The organism is Pseudomonas sp. MB-090624, from assembly GCF_003205245.1.
Lineage (GTDB): Bacteria > Pseudomonadota > Gammaproteobacteria > Pseudomonadales > Pseudomonadaceae > Aquipseudomonas > Aquipseudomonas juntendi.
In genome coordinates this window covers 66,544-92,810 of sequence record NZ_QJRK01000009.1, presented here as the reverse complement: position 1 = coordinate 92,810, position 26,267 = coordinate 66,544, and the positions used below count along the sequence as shown (strand labels likewise).

Sequence of the window (26,267 nt, the reverse complement as noted above, 5' to 3'; positions counted from 1 at the left end):
GAATGCTCAACCCAAAGGGCCCCAGGCACCCCTGCCCTGTGCCCAGGCTCAGTAAGCCAAGCTCCAGGTCAGGGTATAGGTGCGCCCGCGCCCCTGGTAGTCATACAGGTACGCCGGCCCGTAGGTCGGCGAATAGAACAGCGTCGCGCGCTGCCCCCAGACCGTACTGTACTGCTTGTCCAGCAGGTTCTGGATACCCGCGCTGAAGGTGCCGAAACCGGTGTCCTGGCTGGCCAGCAGGTCGAAGGTGGTGTAGCCGTCGATCTCATGGTCGGCATCGTCTTTCAGGCTGAATGCATGGTTGGCCTGCAACCGCGCGCTGCGCCCGTCACCCTTCCAGCCAACGAAACCGGTGGCCTTCGACAACGACGCATAGCGGGCATCGCGTTTGATCCAGCCGCCGTCGACCGCCTCTTCCTCGGAGCGGGTCAGGTGCAGCGTGCCGCCCGCTTCCCAATTACTCTGGAAGTGGCGGGTCAATGCCCCTTCAAAGCCGAAGTCACGGCTCTTCTGCTCTTCGACATTGATGGTCAGCGTTTGCGAGTCGACGTTGATGATCTTGTCCGACCAGATGTAGTACAGCGCTGCCTGGGCGTCCCAGTCCAGGTCGGCATAGCGCCAGCCCAGCTCCACCTGACGGCTCTTGATCCCGGCCAGGGGGTTGTCTGCCACGCTCAGGCCCGGCTTGCCGTAGTACTTGGCCGGGTCTGGCAGGTCGAAGCCTTCGCCATAGTTGGCCCACGCCTGGTGGCCATTCTTGAAGTCGTAAATGGCGCCGACGTTGAACAGGTTGACCTGGTAATCGTTGCTGCCGCCGGGCACGCCCTTGAAGTCGCTGACATCCACGTCCATCTGCTGGCGACGGGCGCCGCCAGACAAGGTCAGGTTGTCGGTGGCGCGCCAGTCCAGCTGGCCATACAGCGAAACGCCATCCACCCGATAGCTCGGGTAACGTGCGGCCTTGCTCTCCTTCTCCAGGTCCAGGCCACCGGATTCGGACGAGGTCTGTGCGTTGAAGGTGGTCTGCTCGGCACTGAAGCGCTCGCGGTCCAGGTCCACGCCATAGGTCAGCTTGAGCGTGTCCCATTGCTTGGCGAACAACCCCTTGAGGCTGGAAACCTCGAAGTTCTGCTGCGAGGCAGCAAAATACACCCCCCGCGCGCCTGTAGGGGTGGCCCGGTTGTAGTACGGGAACGGGTAGAAGTTGTCGTCTTCCTTGCGGTACGACGCTTGCAGGTAGAAGTCCTGGCCGAGCACGTCGCTGTGGTGGTAGTTGGCGTTGAGCAGCAGGCGCCGGGTGCGCGGCTCCAGGCCGGCTGAATAACCGCTGCGCAGCTCGGCATCTTCCAGGTCGGAGGGCGCGTTGTAGTCCAGGTTGGGGAAGTAGATACCGGTGCTGCCGTGGTTGCCCGAGTCGTAATACTGGGCCAGCAGGTCAAGGCTTTGCTGCTCGTTCAACTGCATGCCCAAGCTGCCGAGCACATCGACCGTGCGGTTGTACTGCAGGTCGGTCTGGGTGTTGTCGATGAATATCTGCTCGCCGGCCCCGTCGTAGAACGCTTCGTTCTGCTCGCCGGAGATACCCAGGCGGGCATTGACCCGCTCGTTGCCGCCGCTGATCGACTGGGCGAAGCGGGTGGCCAGGTCGTCGCTGTTGTTGAAGCCGCTGCTGGCACCCAACTGGGTCTCGAAACGGGCCGGCCCGGGTTCGCCCTTCTTGGTGACGATGTTGATGATACCGCCGGTGGCGCCCCCGCCGTAGATGGCGCTGGCACCAGACAGCACTTCGACGCGCTCGACATTGAACGGCGAAATGCTGTCGAACTGGCGTGACAGCCCCCGCGAGCTGTTCTGGCTGACCCCGTCGATCATCACCAGCACATTGCGCCCACGCATGTTCTGGCCGTAGTTGGTGCGCCCTTCCGGTGCCAGGTCCAGGCCCGGCACCAGCTTGCCGATGGCTTCCTTCAGGCTGACGCCACTGTCGATCTGTTCGCGCAGTTGCTGTTGGTCGACCACCCACACGGTCCCGGGGATTTCGCTGATTGCCGTACTGGTACGCGAAGCCACACTGACTTCGATCGGCTTGAGGTTGACCGCCTGCGGCGCAGCCTCGGCCTTGCGCAGGGTCACCGTGCGGGCATCGCTGAATTGCCAGCCCATGCCACTACCGGCCAGCAATTGTTGCAGCGCCTGCTCGACACTGTAGCTGCCGCGCAGGGCCGGGCCGGCCAGGCCGGCGACATCGCCGGTGGTGTACAGCAAGTGCAGGCCGGCCTGGTCGGCAAACGAGGTCAGGGCTTGATCCAGCGGCTGCGCAGGCAGGTCAAGCTGAACCTGCCGGGCCTGCAGCTGGGCGTTTTCGGCGGTGGTCGAAGCAGCCGCTTGCAGCGGGCCGGTCAGCATGGCCAGGGCACTGCAAGACAACAGGGCATGGTGAAGTGAACCGCGGCGGCGGGGCAAAGGCTTGGGCATCAGAGACACGTAGGCGCTTCCTGGCAAGTCGTAAATGAGAATGAGTTGCTGATCAGTCCCACTACGACGATCTGGCTCGCAGGAACTTGCAGTGGCCACTGCAAATTTTTTCTGCGCTGGCCGCTCAATGCACCACGGCCAACCAAGGCAGGTAGGTCACCTTCAGCCCATACCGCTGCTCCAGGGTGCGCAACAGCGCCTGCGGCTCATCCAGGTCGAAGACCCCACTCACCTCCATCGCCGCCAGCTTGCTGTCGGACAGCACGATGCGCCCGTGCCGGTAACGCTCCAGCTCTTGCAGCACCTGCCCCAACGGCTTGCCATTGAAGATCAGCTTGCCGCGCTGCCAGGCCAACTGGGCACCGGCATCCGCCGCTACTGCCAACGGCTGCTCGCCGACCTTGGCCTCGCCACGTGCCAGTACCACGTGCCCATCACGGCGCACGCTGAAGGTGGCGGCACGGCCCTGAACCGCCGCACCGGCCGTGTCCACCACGAACGGCCGGGCATCATCGGCCATTTCGAACAGTGCCTCACCTGCAGCCAGCACCACGCGCCGCTCATGCTCGCTGAATACCACACGCAAGGCGCTGGCACTGTTCAGGGTGACCCGCGTGCCATCGGCCAACGTCACGACCTGCCGCTCACCCACGCCAGTGTGGTAATCGGCCAACAACACCGGCGCCTGCTGCCAGGCGACCAGGGCAGTGACCAGCAATACCCCGCAGGCCGCTACGCCCGCCTGCTGCAGCCACCGGCGGCAATGGCGCAGGGCCTGGCCAATGTACTTGGCCACCATGCTTTCCGACACGCCAAGGCGTTGCGCGACCTGCTTCTGGGTCAGGCCGTCGACGCGGTTCAGCAACAAGGCCTGGCGGGCCTTGCAGGGCAACTGCAACAGCGCCTGATCGAGCAATTGCAGGCGCTCACGCGCCAGCAACACCGCCTCGGGCGCTGGCGCTGGGCAGGCTAGCTCGCCTGCCCCGTCGCAATCATCGTGGCTGGCCGCGATGCGTTGCTCGCGGCGCAGGGCGTCGATGGCCAGGTTACCCGCCACGCGGAAGATGAAACTGCGCGCATGCAGCACCGGCAACGCCTGCTCGTCGATGTGCACCAGCTTGAGGTAGGTTTCCTGCGCGACGTCGGCGGCACGCTGGCGGTCGCTCATGCGCCGGGTCAGGAACTGCAGCAAGTCGTCGTAGTGCTCCTGGAAACTCGCCAGCAGGCCCGACACAGGTGAAGTCAGCATGGGTTTGGGAACGACCAGTAAGAGAAGTTATCGGCTGTTAATGAGAAACAGTATCTTTCATCTGACCCAACACTTTCAACGCCGGCGCGCATTTGCCACACTGACGGCTCGTTCACTTAGGCAAGGTCGTACCCATGGTTGCCCGACTGCACCGCTACACCCGCCTGCTCATTGCCCTGTGCCTGACCAGCAGCCTGGCGGCCTGCGCGCTCCTGCAGCCACGCGACCCGCTGAACATCAGCGTGATCGGCATAGAACCGCTGCCGGGGCAGGAACTGGAGCTGCGCATGGCCGTGAAAATGCGGGTGCAGAACCCCAACGAAGAGGCAATCGACTACAACGGCATCGCCCTCGACCTGGAGGTGAACGGCCAGCCACTGGCTGCCGGGGTCAGTGACCAGCAGGGGCACATTGGCCGCTACGACGAGGCGGTGATCGTGGTGCCGGTGAGCATCACGGCGTTCTCTTTCCTGCGCCAGGCCTACGGGCTGGGCCAGGTGGGTACCCTGCAGGGCCTGCCCTACAAGCTGCGCGGCAAGCTGGCCAGCGGGCCACTGGGCACCGTGCGCTTCACCGACGAGGGCAAGCTGGACCTGCCCAAAGGGACCACCTGGTAAACAGCGGGCGCTCAGCGGTTGGCGCTGGCTGCTGCCATCAGCTTGTTGACTTCGCTGCGGACCATGCTGGCGTATTCGGGCGGCGACATGCCCTCCAGCTCAGCGCGTACCCACTCGGCCCACTTGCCTTTGCGCCGTGGCTTCTCGGCGATCAGCCGGGCGGCTTCGCCCTTGGCCTTGCCCAGGTTGGTCTGCCACATTTCGAACAGCCGGGCCTTCTCTGCCTCGATCTGCGCCCGTTCCTCGAAGCTCATGTTGGCCAGATTGAAACTCATGCATCACCTGCTAGACCGTAAATGGCGGCTATCTTACACCAACGCGCCAACCTCACGCCGACGCAACTTTTCCGGCGCGCAAGTATCCATTGTTCAAACCACCCATCGACGAGGACACTTTCATGGCCCGGAAAAAAGCCACGCTGGCCGACAGCGATCAAATCAAGGACCAGGTCTTCAGTGAGTTGCAGGCGCTGATCGAAGAATCGGAGAAGCTGCTCAACGACAGCGCTGCCCTGGTTGGCGAAGAAGCCGACAGCCTGCGCGCGCAGGTCAGCCTGAAGCTGAAACAGGCACGCCAGGCCGCCGCAAACATGCGTGACAAAGCGCAGCCCATGGTCAACGCCACGCAGGACTACATCGGTGGCCACCCCTGGCAAACCGTGGCCATTTCCGCCGGCCTCGGCCTAGTGGTGGGCCTGCTGCTGGGCCGGCGCAACTGACCGGGCAGCCGCGCCGGCGGCACGCTTCAGGCGGCTTGCGCCAGCGGAATCCCGCTGTGGAAGCGCAGCTCCTGGTCGGGTGACTGGATAAGCTCCGCTTCCGCCGCGCGCACCAGTTCAATGCGGCGGGCAATGTCCGCCGCATCCCCATAGTGGTGTGCCAGTTTCAGGTAGCCCTGGTAATGGCGCGCCTCGCTTTTCAGCAGGCCATGGTAGAAACGGCCCAGCTCTTCATCCAGGTGCGGCACCAGCGCGGCAAAGCGCTCGCAGCTGCGCGCTTCGATGAACGCCCCGACCACCAGTGTATCCACCAGCTTGACCGGCTCATGGGCGCGCACCAGCCGGCGCAGCCCCGATGCGTAGCGCCCCGCCGACACCGGCCGCAGCGGTACGCCACGGCGTTTCATCAGGCGCAGCACCTGCTCGTGGTGCACCAGCTCCTCGCGCGCCAGGCGCGACATCATGTTGATCAGGTCAAGGTGGGTGTTGTACTTGGCGATCAGGCTCAGGGCAGTGCTGGCGGCCTTGAATTCGCAGTTCTTGTGGTCGATCAGCAAGGTTTCCTGGTCGGCCAGTGCTGCTTCGATCCAGGCGTCTGGCGTCGGGCAGCCCAGGAAGGCATCGATTTCGGGGGTCAGGGACATGAGCATGCAACCACACGGAACAGGCAGGGCTGGCGATTATACCGGCGGCGGCGGTCGGCGCCAGTGGCTATGCTTGATGTGTATCAAGCACCCGCGCGGGCAGCGGGGACTATAGTCAGGCATTGGTCGCCCCCTTTGACTGGAGTTAACGTCCATGCAAGCCATCCGCAGCATTCTCGTGGTGCTCGACCCCGAACACGCCCACAGCCGCGCACTGACCCGGGCCAAGCTGATTGCAGGCGTCACCGGCGCGCGCCTGCACCTGCTGATGTGCGACAAACGGCATGACCACAGCGCGCTGTTGAGCGTGCTGAGCCGCCAACTGCACGACGACGGTTATGACAATGTCTCCCACGAAGAGGCCTGGCGCGATAGCCTGCACGACACCATCATCTACGTGCAGCAGGCCGAAGGCTGTGAGCTGGTGATCAAGGAACACCGCCCCGACAACCCGCTGAAAAAGGCCCTGCTTACCCCCGATGACTGGAAACTGCTGCGCCAATGCCCGTGTGCCGTGCTGATGGTCAAGAGCGAGCGGCCGTGGACTGGCGGCAGGATTCTGGCCGCGGTGGACGTGGGCAACCAGGACGAGGATCACCGCCGCCTGCACGCCAGCATCATCGACCATGGCCATGACATCGCCGCGCTGGCCAAGGGCGAGCTGCATGTCATCAGCGCACACCCGTCGCCCATGCTGTCGGCGGCCGACCCGGTCTACCAGTTGAGCGAAACCATCGAGGCACGCTACCGTGAAGCGTGCGAGGCGTTCCAGGCCGAGTACGGCATCAGCGAGGACCGCCTGCACGTGGCTGAAGGACCGGCAGATGTGCTTATCCCCCATACCGAGCAGCGGTTGGATGCGGTGGTGACCGTGATCGGTACGGTGTGCCGCACAGGGATTACCGGGGCGTTGATTGGCAATACTGCAGAGGTGGTACTCGATGAGCTGAAGGGCGACGTGCTGGTGCTCAAGCTTGAAGAAACCAGCACCAAGCTGGCCGAACGGGTCCGGGGTTGACGCCCCCTGCAGGCGCGCCACAGCGGCGCGCCTGCACAAGGGCGCAGGTAGCCGTCAGCCCAATGCTTCACGCACCTTCGGGTCCAGCCCCTCCCCGTCGTTGGCTGCAATCCACTCCAGCAGCTGCCTGCGCATGGCCGGCGTCCAGAAGCTTTGCAGATGCTGGCGTACCCCTTGCACGGCCAGCGCTCGGTTAGGCTCGCTGTCGTAGTAATGGGCAATCTGGTTGGCCATCTTGACCAGGCTGGCGCTGCTCATTGGCGTACCTCGGCTTTCTCCGCTGTGCGGCGCTCCTGCAGCAGGCGCCGCTGTTCATCACTGAAGTCCTGATAGCGCTGCTGCCATTGCGAAGGCTGGAACACTTTGACCACCTCCACCGCCGTGACCTTGTACTCGGGGCAGTTGGTAGCCCAGTCGGAGTTGTCGGTGGTGATCACGTTGGCCCCCGACTCGGGGAAGTGGAACGTGGTGTACACCACCCCCGCGGCCACCCGCGCACTGACCTTGGCGCGCAGCACCGTCCGCCCGGCACGGCTGCCAATGCCGACCCAGTCGCCGTCCTGGATACCCCGGCTTTCGGCATCGGTGGGGTGGATTTCCAGGCGGTCGGCGTCGTGCCAGGCCACGTTGCCGGTGCGCCGCGTCTGCGCGCCGACGTTGTACTGGCTGAGGATGCGCCCGGTGGTCAGCAACAACGGGTAACGGCTGTTGACCTTTTCATCGGTCGGCACATAGCCGGTGAGCATGAAGCGCCCCTTGCCCCGCACGAACTGATCGATGTGCATGGTTGGCGTGCCATCCGGCGCGGCCTCGTTGCAGGGCCATTGCAGGCTGCCATGGCGTTCGATTTCGGCATAGCTGACCCGGCGGAAGGTCGGGGTCAGGCGGGCGATTTCATCCATGATCTCGGACGGGTGGCGGTAGTGCATCGGGTAGCCCAGGGCGTCGGCCAGGGCGATGGTAGCTTCCCAGTCAGCCTTGCCGGCCAGCGGTTCCATGACCTTGCGCACCCGTGAAATTCGCCGCTCGGCGTTGGTGAAGGTGCCGTCTTTTTCCAGGAACGAACTGCCCGGCAGGAACACGTGGGCGAACTTGGCGGTTTCGTTGAGGAAGATATCCTGTACCACCACGCACTCCATCGCGAGCAAGGCTGCGGTAACGTGCTGGGTGTTGGGGTCACTTTGGGCAATGTCTTCACCCTGGCAGTACAGCGCCTTGAAGCTGCCGTCCAGTGCTGCCTCGAACATGTTGGGAATACGCAGGCCCGGGTCGGGCTGCAAGGTCACGCCCCAGGCCTGCTCGAACTCTTCACGCACCGCCTGGTTGGAGATATGCCGGTAACCGGGCAATTCATGGGGGAACGACCCCATGTCGCACGAACCTTGCACGTTGTTCTGGCCGCGCAGTGGGTTGACCCCTACCCCTTCTCGGCCGATGTTGCCGGTGGCCATGGCCAGGTTGGCGATGGCCATCACCGCGGTGCTGCCCTGGCTGTGCTCGGTCACCCCAAGGCCGTAATAGATGGCCGCATTACCGCCGGTGGCGTACAGCCGGGCGGCGGCGCGGATCTGCTCTGGCGCTACGCCACACACCGGGCCAAGCACTTGCGGGGCGTTCTCGGCACGGCTGACGAAGTCGCGCCAGCGGGCGAAGTCTTCGGTTTCGCAGCGGGCATCGATGAAGCCTTGGGCCAGCAGGCCCTCGGTGACGATCACATGGGCCAAGGCGTTGAGCATGGCCACGTTGGTACCAGGGCGCAGTTGCAGGTGCAGCTCTGCACGGGCGTGCGGCGCGTCGACCAGGTCGATACGCCGTGGGTCGATCACGATCAGCCGCGCGCCCTGGCGCAGGCGGCGCTTTAGCTGCGAGCCGAACACCGGGTGGGCGTCGGTAGGGTTGGCGCCGATCACCAGTATCACGTCGGCCTGCATCACCGAGTCGAAGCTTTGCGTACCTGCCGACTCGCCGAGGGTCTGCTTCAGGCCATAACCGGTCGGTGAATGGCAGACACGGGCACAGGTGTCGACGTTGTTGTTGCCGAACGCCGTACGCACCAGCTTCTGCACCAGGTACGCTTCTTCGTTGGTGCAGCGGCTGGAGGTAATGCCGCCAATGGAGTCACGCCCATACTTGAGCTGGATACGGCGCAATTCGCTGGCGGCGTAGTTCACCGCCTCGTCCCAGCTGACCTCTTGCCACGGGTCCTCCAGGCGCTTGCGGATCATCGGTTTGGTGATGCGGTCCGGGTGGGTCGCGTAGCCCCAGGCGAAACGCCCTTTGACGCAGGCGTGGCCATGGTTGGCGCCGCCGTTCTTGTCCGGGACCATGCGCACCAGCTGGTCCCCTTTCATTTCTGCGCGGAACGAGCAACCCACACCGCAGTAGGCACAGGTGGTGACCACCGAACGCTCGGGCTGGCCCAGTTGCACCAGGCTTTTTTCCGTCAGGGTCGCGGTTGGGCAGGCCTGCACACAGGCGCCGCACGACACGCACTCCGAAGCCAGGAAATTGTCCCCGCCGGCCGCCGCCACCCGCGACTCGAAACCACGCCCGGTGATGGTCAGGGCGAAGGTGCCCTGGATCTCCTCGCAGGCGCGCACGCAGCGGCTGCAGACTATGCACTTGCTCGGTTCATAGTCGAAATACGGGTTGGAAACGTCCTTTTTCTCAGCCAGATGGTTGGCGCCTTCATAGCCATAGCGCACCTCGCGCAGGCCAACCTGCCCGGCCACGGTCTGCAGCTCGCAGTTGCCGTTGGCCGAACAGGTCAGGCAGTCCAGCGGGTGGTCGGAGATGTACAGCTCCATCACGTTGCGGCGCAAGCCGGACAGGCGCGGGGTTTCGGTGCGCACCACCATGCCTTCGCTGACCGGCGTGGTGCACGATGCCGGGTAGCCGCGCATGCCTTCGATTTCCACCATGCACATGCGGCACGAGCCAAAGGCTTCAAGGCTGTCGGTGGCACATAGTTTGGGGATGCTGGTGCCGAGCATGGCCGCGGCGCGCATCACCGAGGTGCCGGCCGGCACGCTGATGGCTCGGCCATCGATGCTGAGGCTGACCTGCACATCGCTGTCGCGAGCCGGGGTGCCCAGGTCGGTTTGCGGGTCGAAGAAGTTGATCACTGTGCGGCCTCCGTGGTGGTCAGCCCGAAATCGGCGGGGAAGTACTTGAGGGCGCTGGCGACCGGGTAGGCGGTCATGCCACCCATGGCGCACAGCGAACCGTACTGCATGGTGTCGCACAGGTCGCGCAGCAACAGGGCGTGGTCATGGCGCTCGCCCGTTTCGCTGCTGGCGATCAAGCGGTCGACCACCTCCATGCCCCGTGTCGAGCCGATGCGGCACGGGGTGCACTTGCCGCACGACTCCTCGGCGCAGAACTGCAGGGCAAAACGCGCCATGCTGGCCATGTTCAGGGTGTCGTCGGCGACCACCACACCGCCATGGCCGAGCATCGCGCCCATGGCGGCGAAGGCTTCATAGTCCAGCGGCGTGTCGAAGTGGCTGGGTGGAACCCAGGCGCCAAGCGGGCCGCCGACCTGCGCAGCTTTCAGCGGCCGGCCACTGGCCGTGCCGCCCCCGTAGCCCTCTACCAGCTCGCGCAGGGTCAGGCCAAAAGCCCGCTCCACCAGGCCGCCATGGCGCACATTGCCAGCCAGCTGGAACGGCATGGTCCCCAGTGAGCGGCCCATGCCGAAGTCACGGTAGAACGCCGCGCCCTTGGCCAGGATGATCGGCACCGAGGCCAGGGTGAGCACGTTGTGCACCAATGTCGGCAAGCCGAACAGGCCTTGCAGCGCGGGCAGTGGCGGCTTGGCGCGGACGATGCCGCGCTTGCCCTCGATCGATTCGAGCAGTGCGGTTTCTTCCCCACAGATGTAGGCGCCGGCCCCCACCCGTACCTGCAGCTCGAAAGCCCGGCCGCTACCAGCCACGTTGGCCCCCAGGTAACCGGCCGCACGGGCGATGGCAAACGCCTGCTGGAGCACACGGATGGCGTCGGGGTATTCCGAGCGCACATAGATGTAGCCCATGTCGGCGCCCACGGCGAGGCCGGCAATGATCATGCCCTCGATCAGCAGGAACGGGTCGCCCTCCATCAGCATGCGGTCGGCAAAGGTGCCGGAGTCGCCCTCGTCGGCATTGCACACCACGTACTTCTGGCCTGGGCCGGCGTCCCGTACGGTGCGCCACTTGATACCCGCCGGGAAGGCCGCACCACCGCGGCCGCGCAAGCCGGAGTCCAGCACGGCAGCGACCACTTCGGCGCCGTCCAGCGCTACCGCGGCTTCAAGGCCGGCGAAACCGCCGTGCGCCCGGTAGTCGTCCAGCGACAACGGGCGGGTAATGCCGGCGCGGGCAAACAGCAGCCGTTGCTGGGTCTTGAGGTAGGGGATGGCCTCGACCGGCCCAAGCGCCAGCGGGTGCTCGGCGGGCTCACCGGCCAGGGCATCGAGCAGCGCCGGCACGTCTTGTGCGGTAACCGGGCCAAAGCCGAGGCGGCCTTGCGCACTGTCGCACTCGACCAGCGGCTCCAGCCAGTACAGCCCACGCGAGCTGGTGCGCTGGATCTCCAGCGGCAACTGGCGCCGCTCGGCTTCGCGCTGGAAGGCCTCGGCGACCTGGTCGGCGCCCACGGCGCGGGCGACCGAATCACAGGCGATGAACAGCTTCAGCATGCTGCATCCTCCTGGCAGGCATTGACCAAGGCGCGCAAGCGCTCGGGGGTGAGCCGTGCATGCACCTGGCCGTCGAGTTCCAGCGCGGGTGAGCAGGCGCAGGCGCCCAGGCAATACACCGGGCGCAGGCTGATGGCGCCGTCGGCACTGGTGCCATGGTCGTCGAGTGCCAGCTGTTCACGCAGCTGCGCCGCGAGTGCCTCGGCGCCACGGCTCTGGCACGACTCGGCGCGGCACAGGCGCAAGGTATGGCGTGCCGGCGGCGCAGTGCGGAAATCATGATAGAAACTGATTACCCCACGCACCTCGGCCAGGCTGAGGTTGAGGGCATGGGCCAGTTCGGGAACGGCGGCATCGGGGATGTAGCCCAGGTCATGCTGGATAGCATGCAGCATCGGCAACAGGGCGCCGGGGGTGTCTTTGTCGCGCGCCAGAATGCGCTGGATAACGGGCAGGTGGAGCAATTCATCAGGCATACAGCGGACCTCGGCATCACGGACCCTGCCTGTTTTGTTGTAATGGCAGGTATCCAGCGTGTTCTGCTGCGGCACGCCGGCAACGTCACGGTTGCGCGATGGCGGCGGCCTCCTCGCCGACGGCCGCGCATCTGCGTGCGCTGGTCCGACTGCATCCTGCAAGCATGGCACTTATGCTGCCGAAGGGTTGCGTACGAGCGACCAGGCGCATCCTGAAACCGACGCTGGTCAGCCCTGGCCGTGGGCCTTGAGCTTGAGTTTTTCGGTATCGACGCGGACGAATACCGAGTCCGCCGTCACGGTCAGCACGTCGCCAGCCCAGACTTCACAGATCACCCGGCTCTTGCGCCCTACTTCACCTTCTACCCGGGCCTTGAGCAGCAATTCGATGCCCATCGGGGTGGGCTTCAGGTAGGTCAGGTTGAGCGTGCCGGTCACGCAGTCGATGCGCGGCAAGCTGCCCGGCGCGCGGCCTTCGTGCCGGTAGTGGTAGGCCATGGCTGTCCAGTTGGAATGGCAATCCACCAGCATCGCCAGCAGGCCGCCGTACACCAGGCCCGGCCAACCGCTGAAGGTGCTGTCCGGGGCATGCCTGCAGACCAGGTGGATACCATCGGCATGCCAATGGCTTTGCAGGTGCAACCCGCTGGGGTGGGAACAACCGCAGCCGTAGCAGGTACCGTCTGGTGCCGCCATGGCCTGGAGGGAAAGGGGCTGGTCGTTCATACGCTTCCTGTGCTGATGAAAAAGGGGGCGCGCAACGCCCCCATTAAAGCAGAAACATCAGGCGGCCTGCGCAACCACGCGGCCACGCCGCTGGGTCAGCGACACCAGCAGGATGAACAGGGTCACCCCGGCGGTCATCAGTGTTTCATAGCGGTAGGCATCGCTGAACAGCATGTAGCCCAGCACCATGACAATGGTGCCGATCACCAGCCAGGTGAGATAAGGGAACAGCCACATTTTCAGTTCCAGCGGGCGCCCTTCGCGTTCGGCGCGGGCCCGCATGCGCAGTTGCGACACGGCGATCACCAGGTACACCAGCAACGCGATGGCACCGGTGGTAGACAACAGGAAGCCAAACACCTTGCCAGGGAAGACATAGTTGACCAGGCAACCGGCGAAGCCTGCCAAGGTGGAGAACAGCACGGCCACGGTCGGCACCCCGGAGCCGGCAATTCGCTTGGTCATGCTCAGCGCCTGGCCACGCGCGCCCAGCGAATAGAGCATGCGCGAGGCTGTGTACAGGCCCGAGTTCATGCAACTGGTCACTGCCACCAGCACCACCAGGTCGACCAGCAGCTTGGCCCCTGGCACGTTCAGCACTTCCAGCACCCGCTGGAACGAACCGACCGCCTTCAATGCCGGGTCGTTCCAGGCCACCAGCGACACCACCAGGAAGATCGAGGCCAGGTAGAAGATCGCGATGCGGTAGACCACCAGGTTGGTGGCACGGCGGATCTTGTCTTTCGGGTTGGCGGTTTCGTCAGCGGCGATGGTGACGATTTCGGCACCGAAGAACGAGAAAATGGTAATCAGCACGCCACCCAGTACGGTGCCGAAGCCGTTGGGCATGAAGCCGCCGTGGTCCCACAGGCGGCTGACCCCGGACACCTCGGCCAGCGGCCAGAAACCGAACACGGCCAACCCGCTGACCACGATGAACGCAATGATCGCCACCACCTTGACCAAGGCGAACCAGTACTCGAACGCACCGAAGTTCTTCACGCTGACCAGGTTGGTGCCCGACAGCACCAGCATGATCAGGAAGGCGAACAGCCACGAGGGCACGCCCGGGAAGTAGGCATGCAGGATGTCGGCGCCGGCGATGGCTTCGACCGGAATGATCAGTACCCAGAACCACCAGTACAGCCAGCCGATGGTGAACCCGGCCCACGGGCCGATGGCCTCGCTGGCATAGGTCGAGAACGAGCCGCTGTTGGGGTTGGCGATGGCCATTTCACCCAGCATGCGCATGACCAGCAGCACCAGCAGGCCGGTCATGGCGTAGGAGATGAGGATCGCCGGGCCGGCGGTGGCAATGGCATTGGACGAGCCGATGAACAGGCCGGCGCCGATGATGCCGGCGATGGAAATCATGGACACCTGGCGCGAGGTCAGGCCGTGCTGCAAGGAGCGCTGTTTCTTGTTGTCGTGAGAAGCCATGAAGAACCCTCGAATGGGTCGGCCGCGGCATGGCGGCTGAAGGTCGGAGCAGAATTCTTTTAAATTTCTGATGCGCGTTGTTGTTGTTTTGCAAAGACCAAAAGCGGGTTAACGACCTCCTCTTTACATGACCGGTTGTCATTGTTGATCCAGGTCAGTATTAATCTATAGGCCGGGGTCAACAAACGACCTTTTCGAAACACATGATTCCGTTTTGGAATGAACTCCTTACTTTTTTGCTCGGTATTCGCCCGTCATGTCCAAACGCCTGATGCCCTCGACCACCGCCCTTCAGTGTTTCGAAGCGGCCGCCCGCCACCTCAGCTTCACCCGTGCGGCGCAAGAGCTGCACCTGACCCAAAGCGCCGTCAGCAAGCAGGTGGCGCAGCTTGAAGACATGCTCTCGCACTCGCTGTTCCAGCGTATTCGCCGGCGCCTGCACCTGACCCCGGCCGGCGCCCTGTACCTCACCGAAGTGAACAAGATCCTCACCCAGATCGATATTTCCAGCCGCTACATCCTCAGCTATGGCGACGAAACCGAAGTGCTGCGCATCGCTACCCAGCCCACCTTCGGCGCGCGCTGGCTGGTGCCCAGGCTCAAGGGCTTCGGCGACCGCTACCCGCGTATTCACCTGGACATACGCAACGAGCTGGAGCCGTTCGACCTGGTCCAGGCCAAGGCCGACATCGCCTTTTTCTTCGGCCAGGGCACCTGGCCCGGGGCAACCTGCATCGAATTGTTCAGTGAAGAGGTCGTGCCGGTGTGCAGCCCGCAGCTAGTGGCCAGCCACCCTTTCGACAGTGCCCAGGCGCTGACCGAGCACCGCCTGTTGCAGTGCGTGTCGCGGCCCGAAGCCTGGCATGAGTGGTTCCTGGGGCTGGGCTTGCACAGCCAGAACAGCTACCACGGGCCGCGTTTCGACACCTTCTACCTGTGCATCCGCGCGGCCATCGCCGGTTGTGGCATCGCCCTGATCCCGCGCTACCTGGTGGCCGAGGAATTGAGCGAAGGCAAGCTGGTGGTGGCCTGGGACCACCCGGTGCCGAGCAATGGCCGGCACTTCATCGCGCATGCCGAACATGCCGCCGAAGTGCCCAAGATAAGGGCTTTTGTGCAGTGGATACGGGAGCGGGTAGCTGAGGGGGATTGATTTGAATGGCGAAGTATCGGCCAGATCACGAATCCATGGAATGACCGCAATCGAATAATTCGTTTGCGGAATAACCTGCGAACACGTTTGGATAATAAGAAACTCGAACAAGGTCCGCGTGCACCATGAACCAGGAAAGTATCAGCCAATCGATTGCCATCGTTCACCCAATCACACTTTCCCATGGCCGCAATGCCGAAGTCTGGGACACTGACGGCAAACGTTACATCGACTTTGTCGGCGGTATCGGCGTGCTCAACCTGGGCCACTGCAACCCGGCCGTGGTCGAGGCCATCCAGGCCCAGGCCACCCGCCTCACTCACTATGCCTTCAACGCCGCCCCCCATGGCCCGTACCTGGCGCTGATGGAGCAACTGAGCCAGTTCGTACCGGTCAGCTACCCGCTGGCCGGCATGCTCACCAACAGCGGCGCGGAAGCCGCGGAAAACGCCCTGAAAGTGGCCCGTGGCGCCACCGGTAAACGGGCCATCATCGCCTTCGACGGGGGCTTCCACGGCCGCACGCTGGCTACCCTGAACCTCAACGGCAAGGTCGCCCCGTACAAGCAACGGGTCGGCGAGCTGCCCGGGCCGGTCTACCACCTGCCCTACCCGAGCGCCGACACCGGGGTCACCTGCGAACAGGCACTCAAGGCCATGGACCGCCTGTTCAGCGTCGAGTTGGCCGTGGAAGACGTGGCGGCGTTCATTTTTGAGCCAGTGCAGGGAGAAGGTGGTTTCCTGGCCCTCGACCCGGCCTTCGCCCAGGCCCTGCGCCGCTTCTGCGACCAGCACGGCATCCTGATCATCATCGACGAGATCCAGTCAGGCTTTGGCCGCACCGGCCAGCGCTTCGCCTTCCCGCGCCTGGGGCTCGAGCCCGACCTGCTGTTGCTGGCCAAGAGCATTGCCGGCGGCATGCCCTTGGGTGCAGTGGTCGGGCGCAAGCACCTGATGGGGTCATTACCCAAGGGCGGCCTTGGCGGCACCTACTCGGGCAACCCCATTGCCTGTGCGGCAGCACTGGCCAGCCTGGCGCAGATGACCGACGAGAACGTGGCTACCTGGGGTGAGCGCCAGGAGCAGGCCATCGTCAGCCGCCACCAGCGTTGGACGGCCTCGGGCCTGTACCCGTTCATCGGGCGCCTGACCGGGGTGGGCGCCATGCGCGGGATTGAATTCGTCAATGCAGACGGCAGCCCGGCCCCGGCGCAACTGGCCATGGTGCTGGACGCGGCGCGCGCCAAAGGCCTGCTGCTGATGCCCAGCGGCAAGGCGCGGCACATCATCCGCCTGCTGGCACCGCTGACCATCGAGGCCGAGGTGCTCGAAGAAGGGCTGGATATCCTCGAGCAGTGCCTGGCGGAGTTGAACTGAGCGTTACAGCCCCAGCTCTGCCGGGGTGAGCATGTCGGACTCGAATGCGATCCAGCCGCCTTCGAGTTCGGCATGGCCATTGACGATCGGGCCGTAGTAGGTCAGGCCGTTCTCCAGGGTGACGCAAATGTGCGTGGCATTCTTTTCAGGCGCCGCGAGCGTACCGACGAAATGCACCTTTTTCAGGGTTTCGGTCACCGCCTCCAGGCCAACGCGCATACCGGGGTTTTCCGATGCCTCGGTATCGCCCCCACGGTCCTCGGCGCTGATGGTGACGGTGGCGATGTACGGGTACTGGGTGCTCAAGCGGGGTTACCTCAATGGGTGGGTAGGCGTATGGGCGCGTAGAGTACGGCAGGCATTGCCTGTTGTCTCTACTGGCCTCATCGCTGGCAAGCCAGCGCCCACAGGCATACAACCCTTGAATACGCTGCAGCCCTTGTGGGAGCGGGTTCACCCGCGAAGCGGCCAGCCCTGCAACAGGTGATCTGGCCGCCCCGATCTGTTAGGGTGCCCGCCGATGCACGCCACACCACACGAGGATCCCGAGTGAGCGCCGAAGAACCCCTGATCGCCGACCTGTTCGATGTCGACAAACGTCTGTCCCTCAAGCCGGTGGTGGACTTCAACAGCTACCTGCGCAACGCTTTCGGCGAGGGCCCGTGCCGCTGCCACCGCTGCGCCGAAGGTGCCGACCCCAGCACCTATAGCCACGCGCACACCTTCACCTTCGACGGCCGCCCGTGGCACCGCCGTTTCGCCAGCACCGCCGGCAGCGATGTGGCCCAGGTGCTGAAGAAAGCCTGGCTGTCCTATACCAAGGCCGACCTGAACCTGATCGGCGCGCTGGACCTGGCCACGCTCAAGACCTTCACCGAAGCCGGCCTGCACCCACGCTTGCTGGCCCTGCTACCGGCGTGTGGCCTGGCTCGCGAAGTGGATGGCCAGTGGCTGTTGCAGGCCCAGGCCGACTGACAGCCCGGCGGCACGGCAGGATTCCACGGGTCTGCTAACGTGGTGGAATCCGCCCAGCCGCAGGTAGTCCGCCATGGCCCGCACAACGCCCATCGAGCTGTACCGCAACATCGGCATCGTCGCCCACGTCGACGCCGGCAAGACCACGACTACCGAGCGGATCCTGTTCTACACCGGGGTCAACCACAAGATGGGCGAGGTGCACGATGGCGCCGCGACCATGGACTGGATGGCCCAGGAGCAAGAGCGCGGCATCACCATCACCTCGGCGGCGACCACGGCCTTCTGGCAAGGCTCGACCAAGCAGTTCGCCGACAAGTATCGGTTCAACATCATCGACACCCCCGGCCACGTCGACTTCACCATCGAAGTGGAACGCTCGCTGCGCGTACTCGATGGTGCCGTGGTGGTCTTCAGCGGCGCCGACGGCGTCGAGCCCCAGTCCGAAACGGTCTGGCGCCAGGCCAACAAGTACCACGTGCCGCGCCTGGCCTACATCAACAAGATGGATCGCCAGGGCGCCGACTTCCTGCGGGTGGTCAAACAGATCGACCAGCGCCTGGGCCACCACCCGGTGCCGATCCAGCTGGCCATTGGCAGTGAAGAGCATTTCATCGGCCAGATCGACCTGGTGAAGATGAAAGCTATCTACTGGAACGATGCCGATAACGGCACCAGTTATCGCGAAGAAGAGATACCTGCCGAGCTCAAGGTGCTGGCCGATGAATGGCGCGCGAAGATGGTGGAGGCCGCGGCTGAGGCCGATGACGAACTGACCGAGAAGTTTCTCGAGGGCGAAGAGCTGAGCATCGAAGAAATCAAGGCCGGCCTGCGCAAACGCACCCTGAACAACGAAATCGTACCCACCATCCTCGGCTCCTCGTTCAAGAACAAGGGCGTGCCGCTGATGCTCGATGCGGTGATCGATTACCTGCCTGCCCCGTCGGAAATCCCGGCAATCAAGGGCACCGACCCCGACGACGAAAACAAGCACCTGGAGCGCCATGCCGACGACAAGGAGCCGTTCTCGGCCCTGGCCTTCAAGATCGCCACCGACCCGTTCGTCGGCACCCTGACCTTCGCCCGGGTGTACTCCGGGGTGCTCAGCTCCGGCAATGCCGTGCTCAACTCGGTCAAGGGCAAGAAAGAGCGCATCGGCCGCATGGTGCAGATGCACGCCAACCAGCGCGCGGAGATCAAGGACGTATGCGCCGGCGACATCGCTGCCCTCATCGGCATGAAGGACGTGACCACCGGCGACACCCTGTGCGACATGGACAAGCCAATCATCCTGGAACGCATGGACTTCCCCGACCCGGTGATTTCCGTGGCCGTGGAACCGAAAACCAAGGCCGACCAGGAAAAAATGGGCATCGCCCTGGGCAAACTGGCCCAGGAAGACCCTTCATTCCGCGTGCGCACCGACGAAGAAACCGGCCAGACCATCATCTCCGGCATGGGCGAGTTGCACCTGGACATCATCGTCGACCGCATGCGCCGTGAATTCAACGTCGAGGCCAATATCGGCAAGCCGCAGGTGGCCTACCGCGAGAAAATCCGCAACACCTGCGAGATCGAGGGCCGCTTCGTCCGCCAGTCCGGCGGCCGCGGCCAGTACGGGCATTGCTGGATCCGCTTCGCCCCCGGTGACGAAGGCAAGGAAGGCCTGGAGTTCGTCAACGAGATCGTCGGCGGCGTGGTGCCACGCGAATACATCCCGGCGATCCAGAAAGGTATCGAAGAACAGATGAAGAACGGCGTGCTGGCCGGTTACCCGCTGATCAACCTGAAGGCAGCGGTGTATGACGGCTCGTACCACGATGTGGACTCCAACGAGATGGCCTACAAGATCGCAGCGTCGATGGCCACCAAGCAACTGTCGCAAAAAGGCGGCGCGGTACTGCTGGAGCCGGTGATGAAAGTGGAGGTGGTCACCCCCGAGGGATACCAGGGCGACATCCTGGGCGACCTGAGCCGGCGCCGGGGCATGATCCAGGACGGCGACGAAACCCCGGCAGGCAAGGTGATCCGCGCCGAGGTGCCGTTGGGCGAAATGTTCGGCTACGCCACCTCGATGCGCTCGATGACCCAGGGCCGGGCCAGCTTCTCGATGGAGTTCACCCGCTATGCCGAGGCCCCAGCCAGCATTGCCGATGGCATCGTCAAGAAGAACCGCGGGGAGTGATTCATTTGCCTGTGCCGGCCTCTTCGCGGGCACGCCCGCTCCCACTGGGGCAGCGCCTGCGCCATTCCTGTGGGAGCGGGCGAGCCCGCGAAGAGGCCAGCACAGACAATAACCTTTCTCAGTGCTGCTCCCCTGCCCGCTTCAACAGCTTCTTGCACCGCTCCGACAGATGCACCACGCGCAGGTGCTTGCCCGCCTTGGCATAACGCTCGCGCAAGGTCTGCAGTGCGGCAACCGCCGAATAATCGACAAAGCTCAGGTGCTGGCAGTCCAGCGTGACCTGGGCCGGGTCGCTGGCGGCATCGAACTGGTCGAGAAATGAAGTGGTCGAGGCGAAGAACAGCGTGCCATGTACCTGATAGTGTTTGCTGCCATCGGCGTCTTCATGGCTGTCGGCGTACAACTCCCGGGCATGCTGCCAGGCAAAGTTCAGCGCCGCGATCACGATGCCGAACAGCACTGCCATGGCCAGGTCGGTAAACACCGTGACCACGGTCACCGCGATGATCGCCAGCACATCGTTGACCGGCACCTTGTGCAACACCCGCAAGGACGCCCAGGCAAAGGTCTGCTGGGCCACCACGAACATCACGCCAACCAGCGCCGCCAGGGGAATACGCTCGATCAAAGGCGACAGGAACAACACGAACAGCAGAATCATCACCCCGGCCACCACACCCGACAGCCGGCCACGGCCATTGGAGCTCAGGTTGATCACCGTTTGCCCGATCATCGCGCAACCCCCCATGCCACCGCAGAGGCCCGACACCATGTTCGCGGCGCCCAATGCCACGCACTCGCGGTCCGGGTAGCCGCGGCTTTCGGTGATTTCGTCGGTCAGGTTCAGCGTGAGTAGGGTTTCCAGCAGGCCGACCATGGCCATCAGCACCGCGTAGGGGGCGATGATCTTGAGGGTTTCCAGGTTCCACGGCACATCCGGCAGCGCCAGCCCCGGCAAGCCGCCAGCGATGTGCGCCATGTCACCCAGGGTGCGGGTGGGCAGGCCGAGCAGGTACACCAGCAAGCCAACGCCAAGAATCGCCACCAGTGCCGGCGGTACGGCGCGGGTGAGCTTCGGCAACAGGTAGACCACCGCCATGGTCAGCGCCACCAGGCCGATCATCAGGTACAAAGGCGTGCCACTGAGCCAGTGCTCACCGTTTTTGAAATGCTCCAGCTGGGCCATGGCAATGACAATGGCCAGGCCGTTGACGAAGCCCAGCATGACCGGGTACGGCACCAGGCGCACGAGTTTGCCCAGGCGCAGCAGGCCGAACAGAATCATCACCACCCCGCCCAGCAGCACCGTTGCCAGCAGGTATTGCGCGCCGTGCTGCACCACCAGCGCCACGATCACCACCGCCATCGAGCCGGCAGCCCCGGAAATCATGCCCGGCCGACCGCCGAACAGTGCGGTCAAGGTGCAAATGATGAACGCACCGTACAGGCCCATCAGCGGGTTGAGGTGGGCCACCAAGGCAAAGGCGATGCACTCGGGCACCAAGGCAAACGAGGTGGTCAGGCCGGCGAGCAGGTCGGCGCGTAGTCGGGTGTGTTTCATGGGCATCCTGTAATTAGCCGGACAACAGCCTGGGGCACCTGTACGGCCTTTAGAGCGGGCAAAAATCGAAGGCGGGATGTTACGGAATTTGTCTGACAGCAGCCACCGCGCAATGTTGCCGAAGGGCTCTCAGGCTCCCTGGCACGGCCTGTGGAGGGCGATTATCTGCAATTATCTGGCTGACTATAATTTATAGTTTCCTGGATAAAGCCAGGGTAAAAGGCAGTTTTTGATGTGCATCCAGCACAGGCAGGACGCCTTTGCCATCATGGCAACCCCACCTGCGGAGATCATGGACATGCCGCTACGCCCCCTATGCGCCGCCCTGCTGCTGGCCGCCAGCCTCACCGCCCAGGCCGCCACCGAGGTATTGCCGCTGCAGCACCGCAGCAGCGCCGAACTGCTGCCTGCCGCACAGGCATTCATCGCCAAAGACGGCACGGTCAGCGCCTTCGAGAACAAGCTGATCGTCAACGCCAGCCCCGAGCGCATCGACGACCTGCGTGCCTTGCTGCAGCAGCTGGATACCGCGCCCAAGCGCCTGCTGATCAGCGTTGACAACAACGACAGCAACTTCCAGGACAACCGGGGCAACGGCCAGGTCATTCGCTACGGCACCAGCAACCGCGACGGTGGCATGCAGCAAGTTCAGGCTAGCGAAGGCCAGCCAGCACTCATCCAGGTTGGCCAGAGCATCCCGGTTACCAGCACCAGCACCGACGGCTACGGGCGCCTCCAGAGCAACACCGAATACCGCAACGTGACCCAAGGTTTCTATGTCACCCCGACTCTGAGCGGAGAAACGGTTCGTCTGCAAATAAGCACAAATAATGACCGCATCAGCCAGGAACGTGCAGATGTAGTAAAAGTGCAAAGTACCGACACAACCATCACTGGCAAGCTCGGCCAGTGGATCACCCTGGCGGGCTACAACCAGCAGAGCCAAGCGGACCGCAGTACGTCAAGCCGCAGTTACAGCACCCAGCGCGGTGAAAACATGACTTTGCGTGTAAAAGTCGACCTTCTCGACTGATCTCAGGCAATTCAAGGCCTCGACCAAAGGCCTTGAAACTGACTGACAAGTCGTATTAGACCAAAGATGTAGTAAGCGCAAAAAACCACTACAAAACATTTGACAGGGTGTTTTTCCCAAGGGCATGATGGCCTCGCTCCCGCTAATCAGGGGCCCTGGCAAGGGCCTTCGAGGCGCGCTCCTCCCACCCCCGGAGGCGCCTTGTGTCTATACGGCCCACAAGGCGGTTCGACGGGATTGCGACTGCAACGAAGAAGTTGTCCCGAGGGACGGAAGCGCATCACCGCAGTACTGGCAATCGCGTAGCACCGCAGTTAGGCATCCACGAGCCGACCTGCCGGGGCGCCCTTCGCCTGGCCTGCACTCTCCTTCCCCTTCGAGCCTTCGCGTTCGCCGCCGCACACCTGCGAACAGGACAGCCGCCAGGCACCTGATCTGCTCCGAGCATCAGCACAATTAACTCAAGATCGATGCGACGAGGTTTATTTCCATGGCACTGACACGCGAACAGCAAATTGCAGCCCTCGAGAAAGACTGGGCCGAGAACCCGCGCTGGAAAGGCGTGACCCGTACCTACACCGCCGCTGATGTCGTTCGCCTGCGTGGCTCCGTGCAACCCGAGCACACCTTTGCCCGCCAGGGTGCAGAGAAACTGTGGAAGCTGGTCACCGAAGGTGCCCACCCGTCCTTCCGCCCTGAGAAAGACTTCGTCAACTGCATGGGCGCCCTGACTGGCGGCCAGGCAGTCCAGCAGGTAAAAGCCGGCATCCAGGCCATCTACCTGTCCGGCTGGCAGGTTGCCGCCGACAACAACTCGGCCGAGTCCATGTACCCGGACCAGTCGCTGTACCCGGTCGACTCGGTACCGACCGTGGTCAAGCGCATCAACAATGCGTTCCGCCGCGCTGACCAGATCCAGTGGAAAGCGGGCAAGAACCCGGGCGACGAAGGCTACATCGACTACTTCGCCCCGATCGTGGCTGACGCCGAAGCCGGTTTCGGCGGCGTACTGAACGCCTACGAGCTGATGAAGAACATGATCGAAGCAGGCGCCGCCGGCGTGCACTTCGAAGACCAGCTGGCCTCGGTGAAAAAATGCGGCCACATGGGGGGCAAGGTACTGGTACCGACCCAGGAAGCCGTACAGAAGCTGGTGGCCGCGCGCCTGGCTGCTGACGTGTCGGGCGTACCGACCATTATCCTGGCCCGTACCGACGCCAACGCCGCCGACTTGCTGACCAGCGACTGCGACCCGTACGACCAGCCGTTCGTGATTGGCGAGCGCACCCGTGAAGGCTTCTACAAAGTGCGCGCCGGCCTCGACCAGGCTATCGCCCGCGGCCTGGCTTACGCGCCGTATGCCGACCTGATCTGGTGCGAGACTGCCAAACCGGACCTGGACGAAGCCCGCCGCTTCGCCGAGGCGATCAAGAAGGAGTACCCGGACCAGATCCTGTCGTACAACTGCTCGCCTTCCTTCAACTGGAAGAAGAACCTGGACGACGCCACCATCGCCAAGTTCCAGCGCGAACTGTCGGCCATGGGCTACAAACACCAGTTCATCACCCTGGCCGGCATCCACAACATGTGGCACGGCATGTTCAACCTGGCGCACGACTACGCCCGCAACGACATGACCGCCTATGTGAAGCTGCAGGAGCAGGAATTCGCTGACGCTAGCAAGGGCTACACCTTCGTGGCGCACCAGCAGGAAGTGGGCACTGGCTACTTCGACGACATGACCACTGTTATTCAGGGTGGGGCTTCGTCGGTGACTGCCCTGACGGGTTCGACTGAGGAAGAGCAATTCCACTGATAGTGGCTTGCGGTTGAACGAAAGCCCGGCGCTTGTAAAAGCGCCGGGCCTTTGTTTTTGCCGGTACCGGCCCTTTCGCGGATGAACCCTGTAGGAGTGGCCTTGTGTCGCGAAAGGGGGTGCGTAGCGCCCCCGGGATCTGTGCGCCACCGCAAAATTGCCGGGGCCGCTCTGCGGCCCTTTCGCGACACAAGGCCGCTCCTACAGACGAATCGTGCCTATCAGGGGTGCCTCTGTGCTGCATGCCAGTTCAGCTTGCCGGCTCCCACATCTGTTTCGGGCCAGTCCATCCTGGGCCAGCGCAGGCGACCGCCTAGTACATACGGCGCGGTATCGAGCCATGCGCCAAAGGGGGCGCGCGCAAATCACACAGGCATCATTGGCCCGAAACAGATGTGGGAGCCGGCTTGCCGGCGATGCGCCGCGCGGGCGGCGCTCGATCTCACAGGCGCTGCATTCCTTTCGCCATACAAATGGCAGCCCTCCCGCGACCCAACGGCAGCCCCAACAAACCCCATAATCAGGTCTATCTTGAGGCAGCAGACCAGCAAGGACCGCCTCAGGGCGGCGAGGTGCCTGTATTGGTTTTTGCGGTGTTGCGCAGATCGAGCGCCGCCCGCGCGGCGCATCGCGAGCTGCGCTCGCTCCGTTTGTTTCGGGCCAATTATGCCTGGGGGATTTGCGCGCGAACCCTTTGGCGCATGCCTCAATATCGCGTCGTATGAACCAGGCGGTCGCGCGCGCCTCTCACAGGCCTCACTGGCCCGAAACAAACGAGCGGCCTTGTGTCGCGAAAGGGGTGCGTAGCGCCCCCGGGATCTGTGCGCCACCGCAAAATTGCCGGGGCCGCTCTGCGGCCCTTTCGCGACACAAGGCCGCTCCTACAGACGAATCGTGCCTATCAGGGGTGCCTCTGCGCTGCATGCCAGTTCAGCTTGCCGGCTCCCACATCTGTTTCGGACCCGTCCATCCTGGACCAGCGCAGGCGACCGCCTAGTACATACGGCGCGGTATCGAGCCATGCGCCAAAGGGGCCGCGCGCAAATGACACAGGCATCATTGGCCCGAAACAGATGTGGGAGCCGGCTTGCCGGCGATGCGCCGCGCGGGCGGCGCTCGGTCTCACAGGCGCTGCATTCCTTTCGCCATACAAATGGCGGCCCTCACGCGACCCACGCCAGCCCAACAAACCCCACAATCACGTCTATGCTTGTGGCAGCACCGCACCCAGGGCAGCACTGGCCGGCCGCTTCATCAGCCAGTCATGACCCAACCACTAAAGTATTGACCCAGAGCGGTGCAACCGCCGCGCAAAGCTGCTAGAACACGGCCCTTTCGCATTTACAAGTAGGGGGACTCGCCAGATGAACTTTACAAGGCTCAGAACAGCCCAATTAAATGGCACCAGGCCAAATGATATTAATTATCATTACGAAACTTGTAATTCGTTACCACTCGCAAGAAACATAATTAACAAAAGCGCACGCAATGCCCGAATTTCAAGGCTTTCAGCCATTTACGCGCTGCTGTTGCACTAAATCCTACGGATAAATTTGCTACAGAAATTTTACTTGCACCAGGTTTACCCATAAAATCAGCGCGATTGATTCAGCTGCGACATTTGGTCACTGCATGTGCGACACCAGGTCGCCGCTCTACACTTATTTCAGACTGCAGAGCTGGGTCTCTGTATAAGGATTTCTAGCATGTCCGATTCGGCAGGACTCATCGCCCACAACTGGGGCTTTGCCATCTTCCTCCTGGGTGTCGTCGGCCTGTGCGCCTTCATGCTCGGCCTGTCCAGCCTGCTCGGTAGCAAGGCATGGGGCCGCGCCAAGAACGAACCCTTCGAATCCGGCATGCTGCCCGTCGGCAGCGCCCGCCTGCGCCTGTCCGCCAAATTCTATCTGGTCGCGATGCTGTTCGTGATCTTCGATATCGAAGCCCTCTTTCTCTTTGCATGGTCTGTGTCCGTCCGCGAAAGCGGCTGGACCGGGTTCGTCGAAGCACTCGTTTTCATAGCAATTCTGTTGGCAGGTCTTGTCTACCTATGGCGCGTCGGGGCACTTGATTGGGCTCCCGAAGGTCGCCGCAAGCGGCAAGCGAAGCTGAAACAATGAGGCT

General features: G+C 63.5%; 22 protein-coding genes. 10 read left to right on the top strand and 12 right to left on the bottom strand.

Annotated elements, in window-relative coordinates; all coding sequences use genetic code 11:
- Nucleotides 1-48: 48 nt before the first annotated feature.
- Together DMX12_RS06980 and DMX12_RS06975 are read right to left on the bottom strand one after the other, a co-directional pair.
- A complete protein-coding gene (locus DMX12_RS06980; protein WP_110676821.1) occupies nucleotides 49-2,475 on the bottom strand; it encodes a TonB-dependent receptor in 2,427 nt (808 codons plus the stop codon).
- Between the two features lie 124 nt (nucleotides 2,476-2,599).
- On the bottom strand, nucleotides 2,600-3,724 hold the full coding sequence (locus DMX12_RS06975; RefSeq protein WP_110676819.1) for a sigma-70 family RNA polymerase sigma factor: 1,125 nt from the start codon (nucleotides 3,722-3,724) through the stop codon (nucleotides 2,600-2,602).
- Between the two features lie 134 nt (nucleotides 3,725-3,858).
- Here DMX12_RS06975 and DMX12_RS06970 point away from each other — a divergent pair, with 134 nt between their 5' ends.
- Nucleotides 3,859-4,341 carry an LEA type 2 family protein gene (locus tag DMX12_RS06970; protein ID WP_009684200.1) on the top strand — a complete coding sequence of 161 codons (483 nt, stop codon included), beginning with the start codon at nucleotides 3,859-3,861 and terminating at the stop codon, nucleotides 4,339-4,341.
- Nucleotides 4,342-4,352: 11 nt separating this feature from the next.
- Here DMX12_RS06970 and DMX12_RS06965 read toward each other — a convergent pair whose 3' ends face one another.
- A complete protein-coding gene (locus DMX12_RS06965) occupies nucleotides 4,353-4,616 on the bottom strand; it encodes a hypothetical protein (protein ID WP_009684201.1) in 264 nt (87 codons plus the stop codon).
- Nucleotides 4,617-4,738: 122 nt separating this feature from the next.
- Here DMX12_RS06965 and DMX12_RS06960 point away from each other — a divergent pair, with 122 nt between their 5' ends.
- Nucleotides 4,739-5,059 (top strand): YqjD family protein, encoded by a 321-nt coding sequence (locus DMX12_RS06960; RefSeq protein WP_047149846.1) that lies wholly within the window; start codon nucleotides 4,739-4,741, stop codon nucleotides 5,057-5,059.
- A gap of 26 nt (nucleotides 5,060-5,085) precedes the next feature.
- On the opposite strand, the gene DMX12_RS06955 is transcribed toward DMX12_RS06960, so the two are convergent.
- The gene (locus tag DMX12_RS06955) at nucleotides 5,086-5,703 is read right to left on the bottom strand and encodes a tRNA-(ms[2]io[6]A)-hydroxylase (RefSeq protein ID WP_009684203.1); all 618 of its coding nucleotides are present in this window, start codon (nucleotides 5,701-5,703) and stop codon (nucleotides 5,086-5,088) included.
- Between the two features lie 154 nt (nucleotides 5,704-5,857).
- Here DMX12_RS06955 and DMX12_RS06950 point away from each other — a divergent pair, with 154 nt between their 5' ends.
- Nucleotides 5,858-6,721: a universal stress protein gene (locus DMX12_RS06950; protein ID WP_110676817.1), complete on the top strand. Its 864-nt coding sequence runs from the start codon at nucleotides 5,858-5,860 to the stop codon at nucleotides 6,719-6,721.
- A 54-nt stretch (nucleotides 6,722-6,775) separates the two neighbouring features.
- Here the strand turns inward: DMX12_RS06950 and DMX12_RS06945 are convergent, their stop codons facing one another.
- From DMX12_RS06945 to DMX12_RS06920, 6 genes are all read right to left on the bottom strand, one after another.
- A complete protein-coding gene (locus DMX12_RS06945) occupies nucleotides 6,776-6,979 on the bottom strand; it encodes a formate dehydrogenase subunit delta (protein ID WP_110676815.1) in 204 nt (67 codons plus the stop codon).
- On the bottom strand, nucleotides 6,976-9,846 hold the full coding sequence (gene fdhF / locus DMX12_RS06940) for a formate dehydrogenase subunit alpha (RefSeq protein WP_110676812.1): 2,871 nt from the start codon (nucleotides 9,844-9,846) through the stop codon (nucleotides 6,976-6,978). Before fdhF ends, DMX12_RS06945 begins: the two co-directional genes overlap by 4 nt.
- A complete protein-coding gene (locus tag DMX12_RS06935) occupies nucleotides 9,843-11,402 on the bottom strand; it encodes an NADH-quinone oxidoreductase subunit NuoF (RefSeq protein WP_110676810.1) in 1,560 nt (519 codons plus the stop codon). The genes fdhF and DMX12_RS06935 overlap by 4 nt, the downstream gene beginning before the upstream one ends.
- Entirely contained in the window at nucleotides 11,396-11,878 is a 483-nt protein-coding gene (locus tag DMX12_RS06930) for a formate dehydrogenase subunit gamma (protein WP_029885286.1), read from the bottom strand. The genes DMX12_RS06935 and DMX12_RS06930 overlap by 7 nt, the downstream gene beginning before the upstream one ends.
- Before the next feature lie 228 nt (nucleotides 11,879-12,106).
- A complete protein-coding gene (locus tag DMX12_RS06925; RefSeq protein WP_029885287.1) occupies nucleotides 12,107-12,604 on the bottom strand; it encodes a PaaI family thioesterase in 498 nt (165 codons plus the stop codon).
- A gap of 57 nt (nucleotides 12,605-12,661) precedes the next feature.
- Complete coding sequence (locus DMX12_RS06920) at nucleotides 12,662-14,044, bottom strand: amino acid permease (RefSeq protein ID WP_110676809.1); 1,383 nt, start codon at nucleotides 14,042-14,044, stop codon at nucleotides 12,662-12,664.
- 256 nt (nucleotides 14,045-14,300) lie between these two features.
- Here DMX12_RS06920 and gcvA point away from each other — a divergent pair, with 256 nt between their 5' ends.
- Entirely contained in the window at nucleotides 14,301-15,197 is an 897-nt protein-coding gene (gcvA, locus tag DMX12_RS06915; protein WP_029885289.1) for a transcriptional regulator GcvA, read from the top strand.
- Nucleotides 15,198-15,322: 125 nt separating this feature from the next.
- Nucleotides 15,323-16,573, top strand: coding sequence for an aspartate aminotransferase family protein (locus DMX12_RS06910; protein ID WP_110676807.1), 1,251 nt, complete (start codon nucleotides 15,323-15,325; stop codon nucleotides 16,571-16,573).
- 3 nt (nucleotides 16,574-16,576) lie between these two features.
- On the opposite strand, the gene DMX12_RS06905 is transcribed toward DMX12_RS06910, so the two are convergent.
- Nucleotides 16,577-16,879: a hypothetical protein gene (locus DMX12_RS06905; RefSeq protein ID WP_029885291.1), complete on the bottom strand. Its 303-nt coding sequence runs from the start codon at nucleotides 16,877-16,879 to the stop codon at nucleotides 16,577-16,579.
- Nucleotides 16,880-17,122: 243 nt separating this feature from the next.
- Between DMX12_RS06905 and DMX12_RS06900 the strand changes: the two genes are divergently transcribed.
- Both DMX12_RS06900 and fusA read left to right on the top strand, forming a co-directional pair.
- Entirely contained in the window at nucleotides 17,123-17,548 is a 426-nt protein-coding gene (locus DMX12_RS06900; RefSeq protein ID WP_110676805.1) for a hypothetical protein, read from the top strand.
- Nucleotides 17,549-17,621: 73 nt separating this feature from the next.
- The gene (gene fusA, locus DMX12_RS06895) at nucleotides 17,622-19,733 is read left to right on the top strand and encodes an elongation factor G (RefSeq protein ID WP_110676803.1); all 2,112 of its coding nucleotides are present in this window, start codon (nucleotides 17,622-17,624) and stop codon (nucleotides 19,731-19,733) included.
- Nucleotides 19,734-19,851: 118 nt separating this feature from the next.
- Here the strand turns inward: fusA and DMX12_RS06885 are convergent, their stop codons facing one another.
- Nucleotides 19,852-21,294, bottom strand: coding sequence for a SulP family inorganic anion transporter (locus DMX12_RS06885; protein ID WP_110676801.1), 1,443 nt, complete (start codon nucleotides 21,292-21,294; stop codon nucleotides 19,852-19,854).
- Between the two features lie 268 nt (nucleotides 21,295-21,562).
- On the opposite strand from DMX12_RS06885, the gene DMX12_RS06880 reads away from it, so the two are divergent.
- The 3 genes from DMX12_RS06880 to DMX12_RS06865 all read left to right on the top strand — a co-directional run bounded on the left by DMX12_RS06880 (nucleotide 21,563) and on the right by DMX12_RS06865 (nucleotide 26,263).
- A complete protein-coding gene (locus DMX12_RS06880; protein WP_174824195.1) occupies nucleotides 21,563-22,327 on the top strand; it encodes a secretin N-terminal domain-containing protein in 765 nt (254 codons plus the stop codon).
- Nucleotides 22,328-22,817: 490 nt separating this feature from the next.
- Complete coding sequence (aceA, locus tag DMX12_RS06875) at nucleotides 22,818-24,143, top strand: isocitrate lyase (protein ID WP_009684219.1); 1,326 nt, start codon at nucleotides 22,818-22,820, stop codon at nucleotides 24,141-24,143.
- A 1,706-nt stretch (nucleotides 24,144-25,849) separates the two neighbouring features.
- Complete coding sequence (locus DMX12_RS06865) at nucleotides 25,850-26,263, top strand: NADH-quinone oxidoreductase subunit A (RefSeq protein WP_003251427.1); 414 nt, start codon at nucleotides 25,850-25,852, stop codon at nucleotides 26,261-26,263.
- Nucleotides 26,264-26,267: the final 4 nt, after the last annotated feature.

Bases quoted from the DNA above. Each gene is read 5' to 3' on its own strand.
- DMX12_RS06920 (WP_110676809.1), bottom strand. From the start codon at position 14,044: ATGGCTTCTCACGACAACAAGAAACAGCGCTCCTTGCAGCACGGCCTG.
- DMX12_RS06885 (WP_110676801.1), bottom strand. From the start codon at position 21,294: ATGAAACACACCCGACTACGCGCCGACCTGCTCGCCGGCCTGACCACC.
- gcvA (WP_029885289.1), top strand. From the start codon at position 14,301: ATGTCCAAACGCCTGATGCCCTCGACCACCGCCCTTCAGTGTTTCGAA.
- DMX12_RS06935 (WP_110676810.1), bottom strand. From the start codon at position 11,402: ATGCTGAAGCTGTTCATCGCCTGTGATTCGGTCGCCCGCGCCGTGGGC.
- aceA (WP_009684219.1), top strand. From the start codon at position 22,818: ATGGCACTGACACGCGAACAGCAAATTGCAGCCCTCGAGAAAGACTGG.
- DMX12_RS06950 (WP_110676817.1), top strand. From the start codon at position 5,858: ATGCAAGCCATCCGCAGCATTCTCGTGGTGCTCGACCCCGAACACGCC.
- DMX12_RS06955 (WP_009684203.1), bottom strand. From the start codon at position 5,703: ATGTCCCTGACCCCCGAAATCGATGCCTTCCTGGGCTGCCCGACGCCA.
- DMX12_RS06925 (WP_029885287.1), bottom strand. From the start codon at position 12,604: ATGAACGACCAGCCCCTTTCCCTCCAGGCCATGGCGGCACCAGACGGT.
- DMX12_RS06960 (WP_047149846.1), top strand. From the start codon at position 4,739: ATGGCCCGGAAAAAAGCCACGCTGGCCGACAGCGATCAAATCAAGGAC.
- DMX12_RS06930 (WP_029885286.1), bottom strand. From the start codon at position 11,878: ATGCCTGATGAATTGCTCCACCTGCCCGTTATCCAGCGCATTCTGGCG.
- DMX12_RS06945 (WP_110676815.1), bottom strand. From the start codon at position 6,979: ATGAGCAGCGCCAGCCTGGTCAAGATGGCCAACCAGATTGCCCATTAC.
- DMX12_RS06865 (WP_003251427.1), top strand. From the start codon at position 25,850: ATGTCCGATTCGGCAGGACTCATCGCCCACAACTGGGGCTTTGCCATC.
- DMX12_RS06910 (WP_110676807.1), top strand. From the start codon at position 15,323: ATGAACCAGGAAAGTATCAGCCAATCGATTGCCATCGTTCACCCAATC.
- fusA (WP_110676803.1), top strand. From the start codon at position 17,622: ATGGCCCGCACAACGCCCATCGAGCTGTACCGCAACATCGGCATCGTC.
- DMX12_RS06975 (WP_110676819.1), bottom strand. From the start codon at position 3,724: ATGCTGACTTCACCTGTGTCGGGCCTGCTGGCGAGTTTCCAGGAGCAC.
- DMX12_RS06965 (WP_009684201.1), bottom strand. From the start codon at position 4,616: ATGAGTTTCAATCTGGCCAACATGAGCTTCGAGGAACGGGCGCAGATC.
- DMX12_RS06970 (WP_009684200.1), top strand. From the start codon at position 3,859: ATGGTTGCCCGACTGCACCGCTACACCCGCCTGCTCATTGCCCTGTGC.
- DMX12_RS06980 (WP_110676821.1), bottom strand. From the start codon at position 2,475: ATGCCCAAGCCTTTGCCCCGCCGCCGCGGTTCACTTCACCATGCCCTG.
- DMX12_RS06880 (WP_174824195.1), top strand. From the start codon at position 21,563: ATGGCAACCCCACCTGCGGAGATCATGGACATGCCGCTACGCCCCCTA.